The sequence below is a fragment of the Phaeodactylibacter sp. genome, assembly GCF_022763345.1.
GTDB lineage: Bacteria > Bacteroidota > Bacteroidia > Chitinophagales > Saprospiraceae > Phaeodactylibacter.
In genome coordinates this window covers 21697-37967 of record NZ_JALEGS010000005.1, presented here as the reverse complement: position 1 = coordinate 37967, position 16271 = coordinate 21697, and the positions used below count along the sequence as shown (strand labels likewise).

Genomic DNA, 16271 nt, shown 5'->3' with positions numbered 1-16271 from the left:
GCAAATGGCATATACATAAACCAATAAAACCAAAGCTCTGAAGGTCAGCTCCAAGAAGAGCTGCGTTTCAAGAGTACTATTATTGATTCGAACGGACGATAAAAAATTGAAAATTTATGATCACTTTCTGAACCAAGCGAAAAGATGAATAGCCTATTTGATAGTTTTACTTTTACTAAAAAAAGCTAAACTAATTATTTATTATGAAGGACATGTTTTTCACTTTCGCTATGCTGCTCTGCAGCCTGTTTGTTGTTCAGGCACAAGACAACGCTCCCAAGACGCTCTTTGGTAGTGGAAGCGGTGAGACTGAAATCGGGTTTTACGTAGCGCCAGGCTATCAGCTCACGCAGGCTGCCGGTCAAACGGTGCACAGTTTTCAGGGCAGTGCCGGAGTGATTTTCAACAAGCGTTTTGCGCTGGGCGCAGCTTTCTATTCCACCCTCAATGAGTTTACCCCTGAGATGGAAATAGACGATCGCCTTTACCTCGACCTGCGCTACGGTGGCGTGCGCGCGGAGTACATTCTCAACCCTGACAACCTGGTACACTTTAGCTTTCCGCTGACGATTGGCGGTGGAGAAGCCTCTATGGACTACAAAGGAGACCTGAGTTCAGTAGGGGACCCCTTTGGCGAGGACTATTTTTTCTTTGTAGAGCCTGGCGTACAGGCTGAAGTTAATCTGATTAAAAATGCCCGCCTGTTTGCAGGTGCCTCCTACCGCTTCGTATCTGGGCTGGACTATGACTATGACAGTACGGTTAGCGAGCTGGTCAATATTCAAAGCAGCGACATTAACGGGTTGGCCCTGAACCTGGGCATCCGCTTCGGGCTGTTCTAAGATAGTGTATTTAGTGAATGACATAACCGCCGGGTGGCCTGATTTAGGCGCCCGGTTTTTTGATAGTAATACTATTTTATTTCTTTACTTTCTTACTAATCTGTCTTAGCATCCAGGGTTTTTCCCGGAAGTTTTTGGTAGTTTCCACCTCAGCAGCGAGCTCAAATATCTTGCTTAGGTCGCCGGGTATAAGGCCAAGCAACCGGCGGGTAAACTGAAGCAGCAGCAGATAGTGCTCCCTGTGATAGCCCACATCTTTATGCCGTTGCAGGTACACCCGCATACTTTCCAGCAGGCTGTCTACGGCATCCCACTCTTCCTGTTCGCAAAGTACCTTAAGTTGCAGGGTTTTGGTGCCCAGGTAAAGGAAAGGCTGGCGGGCCTCGATTTTTGCGCAGAGCTGCAGCACGCGGTCGGTATCCCCGAGTTCGTAAGCGAGTTTTGCAGAAGTATACCAGGGTAAAGACTCCCGGAAAGCCGGTTTTAGTTTGTCCGAATGATGACGGATAAACGCCTCTACCCATTCATAATACTCAAGTTTAAGGGCCAGGGATACCATATTGCTGAAGGTGGATTCGGGAAGGTAACCATCTTCGAGCAGGTAACCTTCCTTCAGGCTTTCCTTATAGAGCTGCAAGGCTTCCTGTGCAAAGGCGGTATCCCCAAAATTAAGGGCCCGGATGCAGTAGTTGATCGCCAGTAAATACAAATCCCGGATTTCCTGTCTGGGAAAGCCTTTTTTATATATCCTGATGTATTGCCGCAGCAACTGGAAACTACGCTGTGCGCCCGTTACCACTACGGCCTGGTAGCAGGCATGGTAGAGCAGTACTGCCGGATGCTCCAATAGGCTGGGCCGTTTTTCAATTTCTGCTTCAATAGCAGGGATCATGCTGATTTGGTAAGTCTCCTGGTTGATGACCGAGCGGGCATGTGCCAGGCAAGCTTGTCTCAGCTTCTCCGCAAAGTAGTAGGCATCGAGCAAATCAGTGGCCTGTTGCAAGTTGGTCGGCTTGCTACGGTCGTGGCTGTCGATAAAGTCGTACTGCTCCCGCTCCAGGTGGTAGGCGAAGTGCAGGCTGTCGGCAGCGTGGTTGTCCTGAGGTTTTTTCAGGCGGTGCGCCTTTTTCATACTGCGCTGGAAAAGTGGCTGCTGCTGTCGCTGCCGGAGCGCTTGCAGCAGGTGGGTGTACTGCGCTTGCTCATTTTGCTGAAAAGCCTGCCAGGCCAGGAACTGTTCGGCCAGTTTGTGAAAACGGCTAAGCAGCAGGTAGTAATCTTGCTTCCGAAAGGGCTGTCCGGGGCATGCTGCTTTGAAAATGGCCTGGGCGTCCGGTGGTTCGGCCTTGTTTTGCCGCCAGTAATCCAGCAGCAGGGGCATCTCCTGCCTGCGGTTGAAGGCAGGGCTTTCCAGAAAAACATGGAACAACTGAATCTCTGAAGAACGGAAACTTTGCAAAAGCTGGAAGGCAATCGGGCGTTTCAATTTGTAGTTTTTATGGTTTAAAGAATTGAAAATCAATTATAAAGATAATTTAAAGATTGTATAAATAGTATAAATTGTTCTTGCAGCACCCTCTCAATACCTGCATTTTAGCAGCATGAAAAAGAATATCAATATGGTACGCTACACAAAAAGAGCCTTGCTGAGCCTGCTGGCCGGGATGATCTGCTGGAATTTACACGCCCAACTGGAGCGGGAGAATGTGCAGGTCATAATGGACCGCTTCGACCTGTTGGTGGTGAAAACCGGGGATATGGACGGTGACGGAGATGAGGATGTGGTAGCGACCTGCAAGGGCTGGGACGGGCACATTGCAATATTCGAGAATCTGGACGGGCAAAGTCATTTAGCCTGGCCACGTTTGTACGGGGATTCGGCCTGGGCCAGCAGCCACAACTTTCAGGGCGAGTTTGAGCTGGCAGATATGGATCAGGATGGCGATCTGGATGTCGTGGATGCCTACCGCGCACGGGAAACGGTACCGTATTGGGCCAACGATGGCTCGGGGCATCTGCAGCCGGGCAGTCATGAGCCTTACCATCACGGTCCTGTAAAGCCTTACGAGCGGTTAAAGGTCGGGGATATAGATGGCGATGGCTGGCTGGATGTAGTGATCGGGCTGGATGCTGATTTGGTATGGGTAAACCTTAGCGCTGGCAATGGTCAGGCTTTCGTACCCCAACTCGTCTACAGCGATGTCGTGCATCATCCTTCCCTGGTGGACATGGAGCTGGCAGATGTAGATCAGGACGGTGACCTCGATATTTTAATGCTGGAAAATTACCACACCTCAGAAAGTACGGAGTTGACCCTGCATGTTTTGGAATGGACAGGGGAGGCGTATAGCGCCCTGTATCGGAGCTTTTTGGAGTCTGAACCCGACAAACATGCCTGGTTTGACTGTGATATGTCAGTCGTGGACGTCACAGGTAATGGCTTCCCTGATGCGGTCTATTCCCACACTGGCAACGGCGCTTACGACCGCGCGTATACAACTTACCTACAGTTGGCACCCTGGGGGGAAGCTCAGATTTTCTGGCAAAGTGGCGAAACTTCAGGCATGACTGCCCACACCGTGGCTGACGCAGACCAAGATGGGGACACAGACCTTATTGCCTTTCAGCAAAACCTGGGCTATGTCTGGATGGAGCGCATGCCGAACGGTCAGCTTGGCTTTACCAATAATCTGATTGACGGCACGCCAACCGGGGTCAAACTGGTTTCGGCTGACCTCAACGGAGATGGCATAGCTGATCTGATTACTTACGGCGACGATAATGACCTGCTGTCTGGTTCAGTCCCTATCTTTTGGAGAGGAGGCCCCTTAATCAGTCCGGCTTCACCCGCGTCGCTCAACCGTACTACGTCGTTCCTGCGGGACATCCTACCCTGGGATTGGGATTCAGATGGGCAAACCGATCTAATATTTTGCGATGATACAGGCATCGCCTGGTTGCGCAATGAAGGCGCAGGTCAAAATTTTGAAACGCCGGTTTCCCTGTGGGATGCTCCGGGCGGGCTTGGTTTTTTTGAGTTTGCTGCCTTCGATGGAGACGGTTTGCCAGATGGTGTTGGAACGTTCTCCTCCGGTGCTGTGAATTGGTTGCCGGTGATTTGGAACAGCAGCACGGGGGATACGCTGTCTTTTCCACAGTTTGAGCTTCGACAGGGGCATCATTTTGATGTCGCTGATGCCGATGGGGATGGCGATCAGGATATAGTGCTGCTCACGCGCGAGAGCGGGGTGGTGGTGCTATGGAATGAATGGAGCAACGGAGGCAGCCTGTTCCCTCAGGTGGCCATTCCGGACCAATTCGGAGCCGCTTATGTGTATTCCGGCATTCTGATGGATGATCTTGATCAGGATGAGGATGCAGACCTTGTACTCCGTCTAAATGATGGGACATTTTTTGCCCTCCAAGAGGGGGCGAGTGGTCAGTTTAGCGATTTGCAGGAAATCGGAGGCATGTTTGGCGTAGACCATTTGTTTGCCGGGGACTATGACATGGATGGGCGGCAGGATTTGCGTGGGCGGTACGTTATTCAAGGCATTCAGGGGGTGCTGGGAATGGTGTCTTATGATACGGTTCAGCAGGCATTTACGCCCGCATTGGAGCGTGGTTATGCTGGAAACACTTACATAATCACTGAGGAAAGGCTCAACACAGACAGCTTGCCGGATTATGTGACCGGGGAAGGCTTCTCCTTTAATGTGGGGGCAACGGGTTTTATATCCACCCCTTTCCTGCCATCGCCCTTTGATCATTACCTGCCCCCGGCTTTATATCAGAATGCCTGCCGGGCAGACCTAAATGGCGATGGCACCCCTGAATTGATCACCGGTAGTCAGGAGATTATGGCCTACCAGCCCAACTTCTCAAGTCAGCAACTGGTACAGGGGCAAATGGTCTGGGATACAGCCCTCACCTGTACTTTCAGTACGGATTGGCCAGGGCTCCCCGATGGGCAACTGCTGCTGGAAGGACAGGACGGGCCTCAACAGGTGTTCACACCCACCGCCACGGGCTACTATGCCGGCTATCTCCCCAATGACACCACTGCCTATACGCTCGCTCCGGTACTACCCAATGACTACTGGCAGGCTTGTCCGACCGATACTATGCTGCAAGGCACCGGGCCTCTCGAGATAAATTTCGCCGTGTCACCAACCGTTTCCTGCCCCCTCATGGAACTGGATATGGCGCTGAGCCCGGTCCGGCAGTGCTTCAACTCTAATGTAGTGCTGCATTACAATAACGCTGGTACCGTTTCTGCGGACTCCGTGGTCATTCAGTTATTTTTTAATCACCGGATGACGCCTGTATCTGCCTCTGTGCCCTGGAGTATGCAAACCGATACGTCCCTGACTTTTGAGCTGGGCGCTGTTGAGGTGGAGGCAGAAGGTGAGGTAGTGGTTCAAATGGAGCCGGACTGCGAACAACTGATCCTGGGCGAGGTGCTCTGTTATCAGGCGCGCATCAGCCCGGATACTTTATGTGCGCCTGGCTTGACCGATTGGGAAGGGGGCAATCTCCGGGCGACTTACCGCTGTGAGCAGGACAGCCTGAAATGGGAAATCGAAAACACTGGCTTTGGCCCGGTGAGTATCCCTGTACCCTATGAGCTCAATATTGTTAATGATGATATTGTGCTTTTGCAGAGTGGAGGGCTTGAGGTTTTGCCAGGGGAGTCCGTTTTGCTCGCTGCGCCTGCCGATTCCACCGCCTATCTGTTGGAAGCTGCGCAGCCGGAAGGGCACCCCTCACCCGAACCAATCCGACTTTTAGCACAGGGCTGCCTGGCGCCTCTGGATACCGGTCTGTTGACTGCCTTTCCCAACGACAACGGGAGTGTCTTTGAAGTAGAGCAGTGCCGCCCGGTTATAGGGGCTTATGACCCCAATATAAAGGAAGCCTATCCCCGAGGGTTTAGCCCAGACCACCTCATCCCTGCAGAACAAGAACTGCAGTACACCATTCACTTTCAGAATGTAGGCACTGATATGGCCCGGAACGTGACCATACGGGATACTCTGTCGCCTGAGCTTGATCTGAGCACATTCCGGGCGGAGGGTGGTTCGCATGAGCATCAGTGGTACTTATTGCCGGATCGGATATTGGTGATCGAATACCCGGAGATTTTGCTGCCTGACAGCACCAGTAATGAGCCAGAAAGCCATGGCTTCTTTGCCTTTTCCATTCGGCCCCATGCTGGTATTTTTCCAGCAACCCTTATCGAAAACCGGGCGGGCATTTATTTCGATTTCAACCCACCGGTCATTACCAATACGGTAACCCATCAAATTGAAAAGCCGGTAGTGGCTGGGGTGGTATATGCCAGTCTTTGTCCGGGAGCGGTATACCTGGGTCAGGCGCTTTATGCAGATACCATCTTGGTAGAGCGCTTTGTAGACCCCTTGCGGGATAGCGTCGTTTGGCACCATATCGATGTGTTGACCCTACAGGATACCACCGTAGAGGAAGTCAGTCTCGCAGAGGCAGGCTGGTGGGAAGGAGTGTTTATACAAGGCGATACGGCTATAACGGAGGCCTATCTTAGCCATGCCGGTTGCGATAGCCTGGTCCGCTACGAAATCAGTATCCTCACGCAGCTGTCGGAGACCGTAGAGAGCGGTGGGTGGTCTCTGGCGCCCAATCCTGCCCGGGGTTTTTGCACTTTGTCCGGTCAAGGCCCAGCGAGAGTCCGTATCCTTACGGCTCAGGGACAGTGCCTGCAAACGCTGTCTGCAGTGCGTTCTGACCGGGAGCGCCAATTGCCTCTGCAGGGGCTGCCACAGGGTTTTTACTGGGTAGAGGTGCGGCATAAAGAGGAAGTTGTCCGGTTGCCTATGGTGTTGCTCAGGGAGTAGTAGGGCGCATAGTTCATGAATCTTCCTATTTTTGGCAGCACAACAGGCGATCTTGCAAGTTGGGGTTGTACGAAAAGGAACACTGATGGATTGGAAAAATAAAGTCGTCCTCATTACCGGGTCGAGTATCGGTATTGGGCGGGAGCTGGCTGCGCAACTTCTGAAAAAAGGCGCCTGTGTGGCGCTCAACGCCCGCAATGCCGCCCGCCTTTCTCAAACGCTGCAGGCTTTTCAGGAGCAGGGTTATGAGGAGCTTGCAGGTATTCCCGGTGATGTTTCCAAGCCTGAAGATTGTGCCCGTCTGGTGGCCGAAACGCTTAACCACTTTGGGCAACTTGATGTAGTGGTCAACAACGCCGGTATTTCAGCAGAAGGAGATGTAAGCGAACTTTCGTCTGACGTTTTTCGCAAAGTGACAGAAGTGAATTATCTGGGCAGTGTGTATGTGACACAGCAGTCTTTGCCTCACCTTCGTGAAAGCCGGGGTACAGTTTTCTTTGTATCCAGCATTGCAGCCTTCCGGGGTGTTCCAGGGCATGCGGTGTACAGCGCCTCCAAAGTTGCGCTCAAAACACTATCCGAAGCCCTCAGGATGGAAGAGGAGCGGCACGGTGTTCATGTAGGTATTGCCTTCGTCGGGTTCACCGAAAACGATCCTCAAAAAGCCATTTATGATAAAGCTGGGGCGCTTATACCGCAACCATCCCGCGATTTTGTCAAGCAGGAACCCGTTGGGGTAGTTGCTGCCCGCATTATCCGGATGATTGAAAGGCGCGAGGCCAGGCGTATTTTTACCCTGCTGGGAAAGCTGAATGGTTTTGCCAATCGTTTTATGCCTGCTGTGGCGGGGCAGATTTTGCGCCGTTCTTACCATCAGCGAAAGGGGGCGGGATGAATTTCGAGACCTGTATTTAATGCCATAGCGTTAAATGAAGTATGGTTACTCCCGAAAATCGTACTTTTAAATCATGGTTGCAAAAAAAGAGAGCAAGGCATTTCTGTCAGGCTCATTTCGTATGAAAGTTGTGGCCGTCCTTGTCGCCTGTGTAGCCCTCAGCCATGGGCTGGCAGGGCAGGATATCCCTCTTTTTCAGATGGAAAGAGCTGTAGAAGCAGAGGTGGAGTTGAAAGACACCCTGTATAGCTTCCCCGATGCTTTGGAAGCGCTGACTTTGCTGCAACCTTTTTTGAACAGCGGGCAGGAAGTTACGGCTGACGGCTCATGGTCTGCTATCCGGCTGTTGAATGCCACCGATCATACCCTACGTGCGGCTTTGAGTTTTTGCATGTATGCAGATGCTGTTCGTCTTTTTGTGGTACAGGATAGCACCCTTATTGATGAGCAGTTCAACAGCCGTTTTATGACCGACAGGAGTGCCCGCCTGAGTTCCCCCTATCAGTATTTGTGGCTCAATATCGATCCCGGGCAAACTCAAACCCTCTTTTTTCAAGTTTACTTTCAGGATGAGACGCCGGAGGAGCATTACCGCCACCTCTTCATTTATCCGGTATTGCCAACCGTTAATAGAATGATTGACCGGCTCTCCTGGCAGGCTTTCTACTCTGGTTTACTGGTGTTACTTGCGGTTCTGGGCGGGCTGATGGCCTGGATATTCCGGGAACGGGTCTTTTTGTTTTATGCTGGTATGATGCTGAGTGCAGCGCTTTATTTTGCTGACCGGTACGGGCTGTCAGGTTTGTTGGGCCAATTTCCAAAGCCTACTGACCCTTTGCCCATATTCGTCTTCGCGCTTTCCGGAATCGTGGTTTTCGCCAGCTTGTTTGTGGTAGACTTCGTCCAGTTGCGGCGGCAGATGCCTCGGTATTATCAAGTGTACACCTGGTTTTCTGGATGGACAGCATTGGCGCCTTACCTGCTTATTGGGGTACTTAATGATTTGCAGTTTGCCCGGGTGGTCACCGATATGTGTCTCGGGCTTTGGGCGCTGCTGAGCATTATTCCAGTCGCCTACCTGGCCAGGAAAGGTCAAAGCACGGCCCGTACACTGGTGTGGCCCTTTTTTATTTTGTTTGCAGGAGGTATTCTGTTCCTGATGAGTAATTCGAAAGTACTGCCCGGTAGTTTTGGGCTGCGGTATAGTTTTCAGGTCGGGCTGTTGTTTTTCTCCGGATTCCTGTTTTTCATTTTATTTGAACGGGTTACGACTTTGCGCAAGAAGAAAGAACAGTTTGAGGAGCTCAACGCCCTGAAGACCCGGTTTTTCACCAATTTGTCCCACGAGTTCCGTACACCGCTTACATTGATGTTGGGACCTTTGCAACAGCTATTGGAGCGTCAGCCGGAGCCAAAGGAGCGGCAGTTGCTTGAGATCGCTTTCCGCAATGCCAACAATCAGCTCCATCTGGTGAACGAGCTTCTGGAATTATCAAGGCTGGAAGCTGGAAAAATGGCGTTAAGAGCCAGCAAACAGGACGTAGTTTCTCTGGTGCGTAGCCTTGTTTTTGCTTTTGAATCCCTGGCGCATGACCGCCAAATCCACCTTTCCGTCAAGAGTAAACAACCTTCTGTTGAATTGTACTACGAAGCTGGCAAGCTGGAAAAAGTGGTCAATAATCTGCTCTCCAATGCCCTGAAATTCACTCCTTCCGGGGGTAGTGTAGTGGTAAGTCTGGCTCAGGCAGGTCAGGAATTTTGTATCAATGTGGCGGATACAGGGCCCGGCATACCACAATCGCAGCAGGATAAAGTCTTCGACCGGTTTTTTCAGGTGTCAGCTTCTCCTGAGGTGGGGACCGGTGTAGGGCTGGCACTTAGCCGGGAACTTGTCCGGCTGCATCACGGCCGTATTGAGCTGGAAAGCCGGGAAGGGGAGGGAGCTACTTTCCGGGTTTTTCTGCCGTTGGGGAGCGGGCACTTACGGGCTGAAGAGCGCGTAGAGGTACCTGTGCAGTCAGGCACTGTTTTTGCTGCTCAGGTACAAGCCATTAAAAAAGCGCCCGATCAGCGCGTTGCCACCTCCAATCAGCCGAAGGCTACCGTACTGCTGATCGAGGACAATGATGAAGTCCGGGCGTTTATCCGGCAGCGCCTTGAAATGGCGTTTAAGATCATTGAAGCTGGGGACGGGCAATCGGGCATCGAAAAAGCCCGGAAGCATATGCCTGACCTGATCGTGAGCGATGTGATGATGCCCCGTAAAAATGGTTATGAAGTGTGCGCTGCCTTAAAGGGGGATGTACGCACGAGCCATATCCCTGTTATCTTGCTGACCGCTAAAGCCGAGCAGGAGGAAAAACTACAGGGCTTGCGCACCGGTGCGGACGACTACCTGGCCAAACCTTTCGACGCTGAAGAGCTTCGGGTGCGTATACACAACCTCATCCAACTTCGGGCACTGCTTCGGCAGCGCTTTGCGGCAGCGGTAGAACTCAAACCGGAGGAAGTCACGGTCAACTCCATTGATCAGGAGTTTTTGGAAAAAGCACTGGCCGTTGTGGAGAGCCACCTTGATGATGAGCAGTTCAGCGTGGATGTCCTCGCCCGGGAAATTGGTATGAGCAGGCCTCAGCTTAACCGAAAGCTTCGCGCCCTGGTCAATCAGTCTACCAATCAATTCATTCAGTCCATCCGATTGCAACGCGCCGCCGATTTGCTAAGGCAGCAGAGCGGCACCGTGGCTGAAATTGCTTTCCAAACGGGCTTTAGCAGCACCGCTTATTTCATCAAATGCTTCAAGGATAAATACGGGGAAACGCCTGGCAGTTTTTCGAAAAATCCACCGAAAAGCTAGTATACCAAAGGGTTTGATCGGTTTTTGATAGGATATGATCGTTTTTTGATACTCTTCCTCCTGCACTTTGCCTCACCTTTGCCTCATCAGTTTTTTGATTTTGGTAGCTACCTTGTTTTACCCCAGTCGTTTGTCTGGGACTGCACAAAATGACCCATTTGTTTACTCAAAGTGGGAGCAGGACAAGTTGCAAAAGCAACTGTTTTCTCACTAAAAAACATTACCGATGAGACTAATTATTATAACATTTGCACTATTCTTTTTCGGTGCTTTGGCACACGCACAGGTCACCATTGAGCGTCAGGATTATACTCTTGAGGTTGGTGCTCAGAATAAATCCTGGACCGTTGATTTTTCCAATGCGACCGTGCCACAGGATGGCGAAGGGGTGATTTGGGATTTTAGCAGCGTAGCTCTGGAGGAAAGCTTTCTGGTAAACTACGAAGCTTCTTCGAGCCCCCTGTTCCCGGAGTCAAATATAACAGAGCCCTCATTCGGAAGCTTCCTGGGCGGGCTCGCCATACAAGAAAGCACATCCTATAATTTGCTGAGTGATACGGCCTACGGAAACTGGGGGCTTATTGGCGAGAGTGTCGATATTCCTCTGGCTGGACTTACTGGCGGTGCTGCCGACACCCTAAAAGCTTTAGAAATGGTTGTACAGAATGTACAGCCGAGGAATGTAATAAAATTCCCCCTCAATTACGGCGACTCCTGGAGTCATAACAGCTCCTATAGCATAGACTACTTGGTGACGGTGGCTGCTTTTAACCTTCAGGGGGTGCCTGCGCAGCAAATTATCCAGGACAGCGCTTTTTACGAGGTATCTGGATACGGTGAAGTCATACTGCCCAATCCACTAGGTGCCGATCTGGAGCCAGTGCGAACAGAGGGGCTGCTGGTCAAGCGGAATCGGATCGTTACCGACAACTACACCTTGGGCGGCCAGCCTGCTCCTCAACTGATGCTTGACGCATTTGGGCTGGAACAGGGGGAAACCGAAATTACGACCCGTTACTTTATTTATGCTAAAGGGCTGCCCCGCAGTGCTGCCAATATTTTGGTAGATAGCAATGGCGAGGTCATTTCCTTCAATGTTTCCGACGATATCAAACAATTTGTCAGCTCCACATCACAGGCAGTGGCTAAGCCGGTTGCGGTTAAAGCCTTCCCTAATCCAGTGGTTGCAGGTGCCCTGCTATCTGTGGAAATGCCAGCAACCATCAATAATGGAATGTTGGAGCTGGTAGACGCCCACGGACGTCAGGTCGCGGTCTGGCCCGTAAGCGGGCTACAGGGACAAATTGTACCCCTCAGCCTTCCTGCAGACCTGCAGGCCGGGCTGTACTTGTACCGTGTCATAGAAAATAACCAAGAAGTAAGGGGAATCGGGAAGCTGAACGTCGTACGATAAGTAAGCTTCCGGAAATATTAAGGCTGCCTCATCCCGTTTGGGGTGGGGCAGTGCTTTTTTGCTGTTGTCTCTTCCTTTTTCGCGTATGCTTGGCCCCACAAAATGCTAATACGCTTCGTGCTTTAAGAGCGCCACTCTGCTACGCTTAAAAATGAAATACCCTCTGTTTTTGCTTCTTAACATAGGTCAAGGAGATTCCTGTGTTACGGTCTTATCTTGATTGGGAATAAACAAACAAAAACATGAAAGATCTGGCCATTAAGCAATTCATTTTCGCTTCTTTTTTGCTGCTTTTTAGTTCAATTGTAAATGGGCAATATTCGCAAACGATCAAAGGGCAGGTATTGGACTTCTATACCGATGTGCCCTTGCCGGGGGCGACAGTGATGCTGCTGGACAGCGTCCGGGCCATTGGCACAACCACTGACATAGATGGCTACTTCAGTCTGCCGGATATCCCGGTGGGCAGGCAGGGGGTCAGCATCAGCTATCTGGGGTACCACACTGCCGTGCTGTCTGATCTCTACTTACAGTCTGGCAAAGAACTTATTCTAGAGGTCAAACTGGAGGAAAAAGCGGTACAGCTGGAAGGCGTCACGGTCAGTGCTCATATCAAAGATAAAACCCTCAACGAAATGGCGCAGGTGAGCGCCCGGATGTTCACAGTCGAAGAAACGGAAAGGTATGCCGGCAGTTTTGGAGACCCTTCCCGGATGGCTGCAGGCTACGCAGGGGTATTGACGATGGGGACGCAGAGCAACGACATCGTCATCCGGGGCAACTCGCCTAATGGTATGCTTTGGCGAATGGAGGGACTTCAGATCCCTAACCCCAATCATTTTGGTGGCCTTACGGCTTCGGGTGGAACGATGAGCATGCTCAATAATAATGTCTTGAGCAATTCCGATTTTCTTACCGGTGCCTTTCCGGCAGAGTTTGGCAATGCCCTGTCCGGCGTCTTTGACCTGCGCCTTCGTAAAGGTAATGCTGACCGGCAGGAGTTCCTAGCTCAGGTTGGCTTCAACGGATTTGAAGTAGGTGTAGAAGGGCCACTGGCTGAGGGTAAAGATGGGTCTTACCTGGCCAATTACCGATATTCAACGCTGGGCGTATTTGACTTGTTGGGCATTAATTTTGGCGTCTTTGCCATTCCTAAATATCAAGACCTTTCCTTCAATATTGATCTGCCGAAAAGCAAACTGGGAAACATATCCATCTTTGGCTTGGGCGGTCTCAATAGTATAACTGACGAGACGGCGGACCTGCCGCCCGGTGAACGGGAGTTTTTCGACAATAGTGCCAAAGTGGGGTTCGTCGGGATAAAGCATCAGTATTTTCTCAGCGATAATGCCAGTTTGGTCACCAGCGTAGGTCTTTCCCATAGTGTTAACCATAGCCTTTCTGAGCAGTATGTCTCTGATGCGCTGGAAGAGTACACCTGGATGGAACAAAGCGAGTCAACTGTAGAGCTGAACATGGTATACAAGAACCGACTCAATACCCGGAATATACTGCAATTTGGCTTCGACCTTTTCAATACTTCCTTCAACTTCCAGGATACGGTCTATTTGCAGGATCACCGTATGTTTTCGCAAACGGTCAACACCAGTGGGCGAGTACCGTTGGTCCAGGCCCATGCACAGTGGAAACACCGTTTCAGCGATGCTCTATCCATGGTGACTGGCCTGCATTATCAGTACGCAGCGTTGGGCAATGACCACTCCCCGGAGCCCCGATTCAGCCTGAACTGGAACTTTTTGCCAGGTCAGTCGCTTAGCTTTGGGGCAGGCATCCACTCCCGTTTGCACCCCAAGTACGTTTACTTCTATGAAGAGCTGGCAGACACCATGCAGCAGGTTTACACCAGGCCCAATCAGGACCTCAAAATGACCCGCAGCCGTCACCTCGTCCTTGGTTACAATTATGCCTTTAGCAATGACCACCGGATGAAAATCGAAGCGTACTACCAGCATCTGAACCAGGTGCCGGTAGAGCGCCAGGCTTCTTTCCGTTCGTTGGTCAACTACGGGACCAGCTTCTCCAATTACGAGTACCATGGGTTGGTTAATGAAGGAACGGCCTATAATCTGGGCGCTGAGGTCACGCTGGAAAAATTCTTCTCGAATAATTTCTACTATCTGTTCACTATGTCCGTATTTGATTCCAGGTACAAGGGCAGCGACGGTGTTTTGCGCAGCACCCGTTTCAACACCAATATGATTGCTAACTTCCTGGGTGGCTATGAGTGGACCTTGAAAGAACGGAATGCCCTAAGTGTCGATACCCGTCTGATGTGGTCGGGAGGCGAGCGCAAAGTGCCATTGGACTACGCCGCTTCACAAGAGAAAGGCGAGGCTGTTTATGATGTTGAGCGGGCTTACACGGAGCGGTTCATGAATTACTTTCGCATGGACTTTCGGTTGTCTTACAAGATCAACCGAAAAACCAACCATACTCTTGCCATCGACATCATGAACGTCACTAACCGGATCAATCACTACCTGGCGCTGTACGATGAAGACTTGAATGATTATGAGGAAGTATCTGCCTTAGGCATGTTACCGACCTTTCTTTGGCGTTGGAATTTTTAGGTTTTTGTTTTAATGTTATACTCGGAACGGAGAGGTTTGGGCGTAAGGCACAAACCCGACGCACGAGTATATGCCGACACGAAGTCAAGGTTGGTCCCAAACTACTTCGTCGTCGGTATAGATTGATTGTATATTTGTTTGTTTAAATCCGTTGGCGGCTCCAAAGCCGCCAACGACTTGAAATATAACCCTTACTCCACATAAAGCTCCCCCAAACCAATCGTACCATACGGCAATTCAATCCGGTCGCTCTTATCCGTATAGATACCCTCCACCCACAGGCCATCTTCCCGACGGTGAAAATGGAATACCTTAACGTTGTCCGTTTCCAGGTACAGGATGTGCTGCAGGCTGGGGATTTGCTTGTAGCAAGGCAGCTTCTCGCCAAAGTCCCTGATACGGGTGCTGGGCGAGAGGACTTTGAAGAGGAGCAGCGGAGTGCGCTCCGCATCCATGCCCGGCTGGAATTCGTAAGGGTCGAGGGGCAGCTGCAGCACCGATCCGTCGGGGATGAAGATGGCGTTGCCGCAGGTTTCTATACAGATGGGGCGGTTGCTGGTTCCAAAGCGATAGGGCTTATTGCGAAACATACTTTTCAGTTGAAACATCATCTCGCTTACTAATTCAGAGTGGAGCGCATTTTCATATCCCATGGTAGCAACGATTTCCCCGTTTGCATACTCTACCTTGTAGGCGGCTTGTTGGAGCAACGCCCAGTACTCCGCTTCGGAGGCTTCGAAGCGCACGGGTGCTTCACGGGCACCCAGCTCTAGGAGTTCTTGGTCGGTGGTAGGCCGCTTTGCGATATCGGGCATAAGGGTACAGACTGTTGAATTTACTCTGAAATATAGGGCTTTGAAGGGGGAAAAAGCAATTCCCTTCAAGTCAGGTGGCGACTTTTGCCCCGATAGCTATACGGGGCGACCTGACAGGCGGGCTTAGAGCATCACTCCCTAATCGGCACCGTCCCATACATCTTCCCCTTTTTCGTGTTTTTTATAAGCCAGTTCAGCCGCTTCTGCGCCTCCTCCCGCCGCCGCTCCCCGCACTCATTGATCCAGCCGATTTTCAGGCGCTGGTAGAGGTGGGGGAAGGACTGGAAGTTGGCCCAGACCTCCTCGTCTTCGCGCAGTTGGGCTTCCACCCAATCGGGGATGTCCCAGGGATCATCCGGGTGGCCGATTTGGTCTTCGATGGGGGCAATGCCGGCGGGTGTCATCAAGCCTTCCCGCTGCAGTTTCCATACCCGCTGCCGGTTGAGCTCTGAGAGAAACGTTTTCTTTTTACGGCGGGGGGTGATGCGTTGGACGTTGCTCTCCTCATCCAGCTTTTTCACCACTCCGTCTATCCAGCCAAAGCAGAGGCATTCTTCCACCAGCTCATCGTAGGTGATGCAGGGCTTGCCGGTGGCTTTTTTGAAGCGGCGCAACCAGATTTCGGTTTTGGAGGTGTGGTGAGCTTCCAGCCACTGCCGCCACTCCGGGCGGTCTTTGGGGTAGAAGATATCGGTGATTTCTACGGGCATGATGGCGTTGTTTATACGCTTAACAAATTGGTCTGCGACATCAGCCACTGACGAAGCATAGCTTGTCAGGGCAAGCGCAGGCTACTTTCCAGCGTTTATGCCGACCTGTCTGCCGAAGTGTCTTGACACGCAGGCAGGCATCAAGTCGGTTTGCTGCTCCGATCTTTATCGGAGACTACTTTATCGTCGGTAGAGCTTTAATTTACAAAAGCCCGTTAAGAAATCTTAAAAAAATCCTAAGGGTTTCAATCCGGTACGGCACCACCTTCCGTAA

9 protein-coding genes are annotated in these 16271 nt (G+C 51.3%); 6 read left to right on the top strand and 3 right to left on the bottom strand.

The features are described 5' to 3' along the window. Nucleotides 1-203: 203 nt before the first annotated feature. Nucleotides 204-842 carry a hypothetical protein gene (locus tag MRY86_RS00930; protein ID WP_293562944.1) on the top strand — a complete coding sequence of 213 codons (639 nt, stop codon included), beginning with the start codon at nucleotides 204-206 and terminating at the stop codon, nucleotides 840-842. 76 nt (nucleotides 843-918) lie between these two features. On the opposite strand, the gene MRY86_RS00925 is transcribed toward MRY86_RS00930, so the two are convergent. After that, nucleotides 919-2328, bottom strand: coding sequence for a hypothetical protein (locus MRY86_RS00925; protein WP_293562943.1), 1410 nt, complete (start codon nucleotides 2326-2328; stop codon nucleotides 919-921). Between the two features lie 115 nt (nucleotides 2329-2443). On the opposite strand from MRY86_RS00925, the gene MRY86_RS00920 reads away from it, so the two are divergent. From MRY86_RS00920 to MRY86_RS00900, 5 genes are all read left to right on the top strand, one after another. Then, nucleotides 2444-6715, top strand: coding sequence for a VCBS repeat-containing protein (locus tag MRY86_RS00920; protein ID WP_293562942.1), 4272 nt, complete (start codon nucleotides 2444-2446; stop codon nucleotides 6713-6715). 85 nt (nucleotides 6716-6800) lie between these two features. Beyond that, on the top strand, nucleotides 6801-7610 hold the full coding sequence (locus MRY86_RS00915) for an SDR family oxidoreductase (RefSeq protein WP_293562941.1): 810 nt from the start codon (nucleotides 6801-6803) through the stop codon (nucleotides 7608-7610). Between the two features lie 73 nt (nucleotides 7611-7683). After that, complete coding sequence (locus MRY86_RS00910; RefSeq protein WP_293562940.1) at nucleotides 7684-10467, top strand: ATP-binding protein; 2784 nt, start codon at nucleotides 7684-7686, stop codon at nucleotides 10465-10467. Between the two features lie 226 nt (nucleotides 10468-10693). After that, a complete protein-coding gene (locus tag MRY86_RS00905; RefSeq protein ID WP_293562939.1) occupies nucleotides 10694-11881 on the top strand; it encodes a T9SS type A sorting domain-containing protein in 1188 nt (395 codons plus the stop codon). 242 nt (nucleotides 11882-12123) lie between these two features. Further along, nucleotides 12124-14472 carry a TonB-dependent receptor gene (locus MRY86_RS00900; RefSeq protein ID WP_293562938.1) on the top strand — a complete coding sequence of 783 codons (2349 nt, stop codon included), beginning with the start codon at nucleotides 12124-12126 and terminating at the stop codon, nucleotides 14470-14472. A gap of 191 nt (nucleotides 14473-14663) precedes the next feature. Here the strand turns inward: MRY86_RS00900 and MRY86_RS00895 are convergent, their stop codons facing one another. Together MRY86_RS00895 and MRY86_RS00890 are read right to left on the bottom strand one after the other, a co-directional pair. Next, the gene (locus tag MRY86_RS00895; protein ID WP_293562937.1) at nucleotides 14664-15287 is read right to left on the bottom strand and encodes a Uma2 family endonuclease; all 624 of its coding nucleotides are present in this window, start codon (nucleotides 15285-15287) and stop codon (nucleotides 14664-14666) included. A 131-nt stretch (nucleotides 15288-15418) separates the two neighbouring features. Then, the gene (locus tag MRY86_RS00890; protein ID WP_293562936.1) at nucleotides 15419-15997 is read right to left on the bottom strand and encodes a YdeI/OmpD-associated family protein; all 579 of its coding nucleotides are present in this window, start codon (nucleotides 15995-15997) and stop codon (nucleotides 15419-15421) included. Between the last annotated feature and the right edge of the window lie 274 nt (nucleotides 15998-16271).

Excerpts from the sequence above, each read along its gene's own strand:
- MRY86_RS00900 (WP_293562938.1), top strand. The coding sequence starts at position 12,124 with ATGAAAGATCTGGCCATTAAGCAATTCATTTTCGCTTCTTTTTTGCTG.
- MRY86_RS00895 (WP_293562937.1), bottom strand. The coding sequence starts at position 15,287 with ATGCCCGATATCGCAAAGCGGCCTACCACCGACCAAGAACTCCTAGAG.
- MRY86_RS00905 (WP_293562939.1), top strand. The coding sequence starts at position 10,694 with ATGAGACTAATTATTATAACATTTGCACTATTCTTTTTCGGTGCTTTG.
- MRY86_RS00915 (WP_293562941.1), top strand. The coding sequence starts at position 6,801 with ATGGATTGGAAAAATAAAGTCGTCCTCATTACCGGGTCGAGTATCGGT.
- MRY86_RS00910 (WP_293562940.1), top strand. The coding sequence starts at position 7,684 with ATGGTTGCAAAAAAAGAGAGCAAGGCATTTCTGTCAGGCTCATTTCGT.
- MRY86_RS00920 (WP_293562942.1), top strand. The coding sequence starts at position 2,444 with ATGAAAAAGAATATCAATATGGTACGCTACACAAAAAGAGCCTTGCTG.
- MRY86_RS00930 (WP_293562944.1), top strand. The coding sequence starts at position 204 with ATGAAGGACATGTTTTTCACTTTCGCTATGCTGCTCTGCAGCCTGTTT.
- MRY86_RS00890 (WP_293562936.1), bottom strand. The coding sequence starts at position 15,997 with ATGCCCGTAGAAATCACCGATATCTTCTACCCCAAAGACCGCCCGGAG.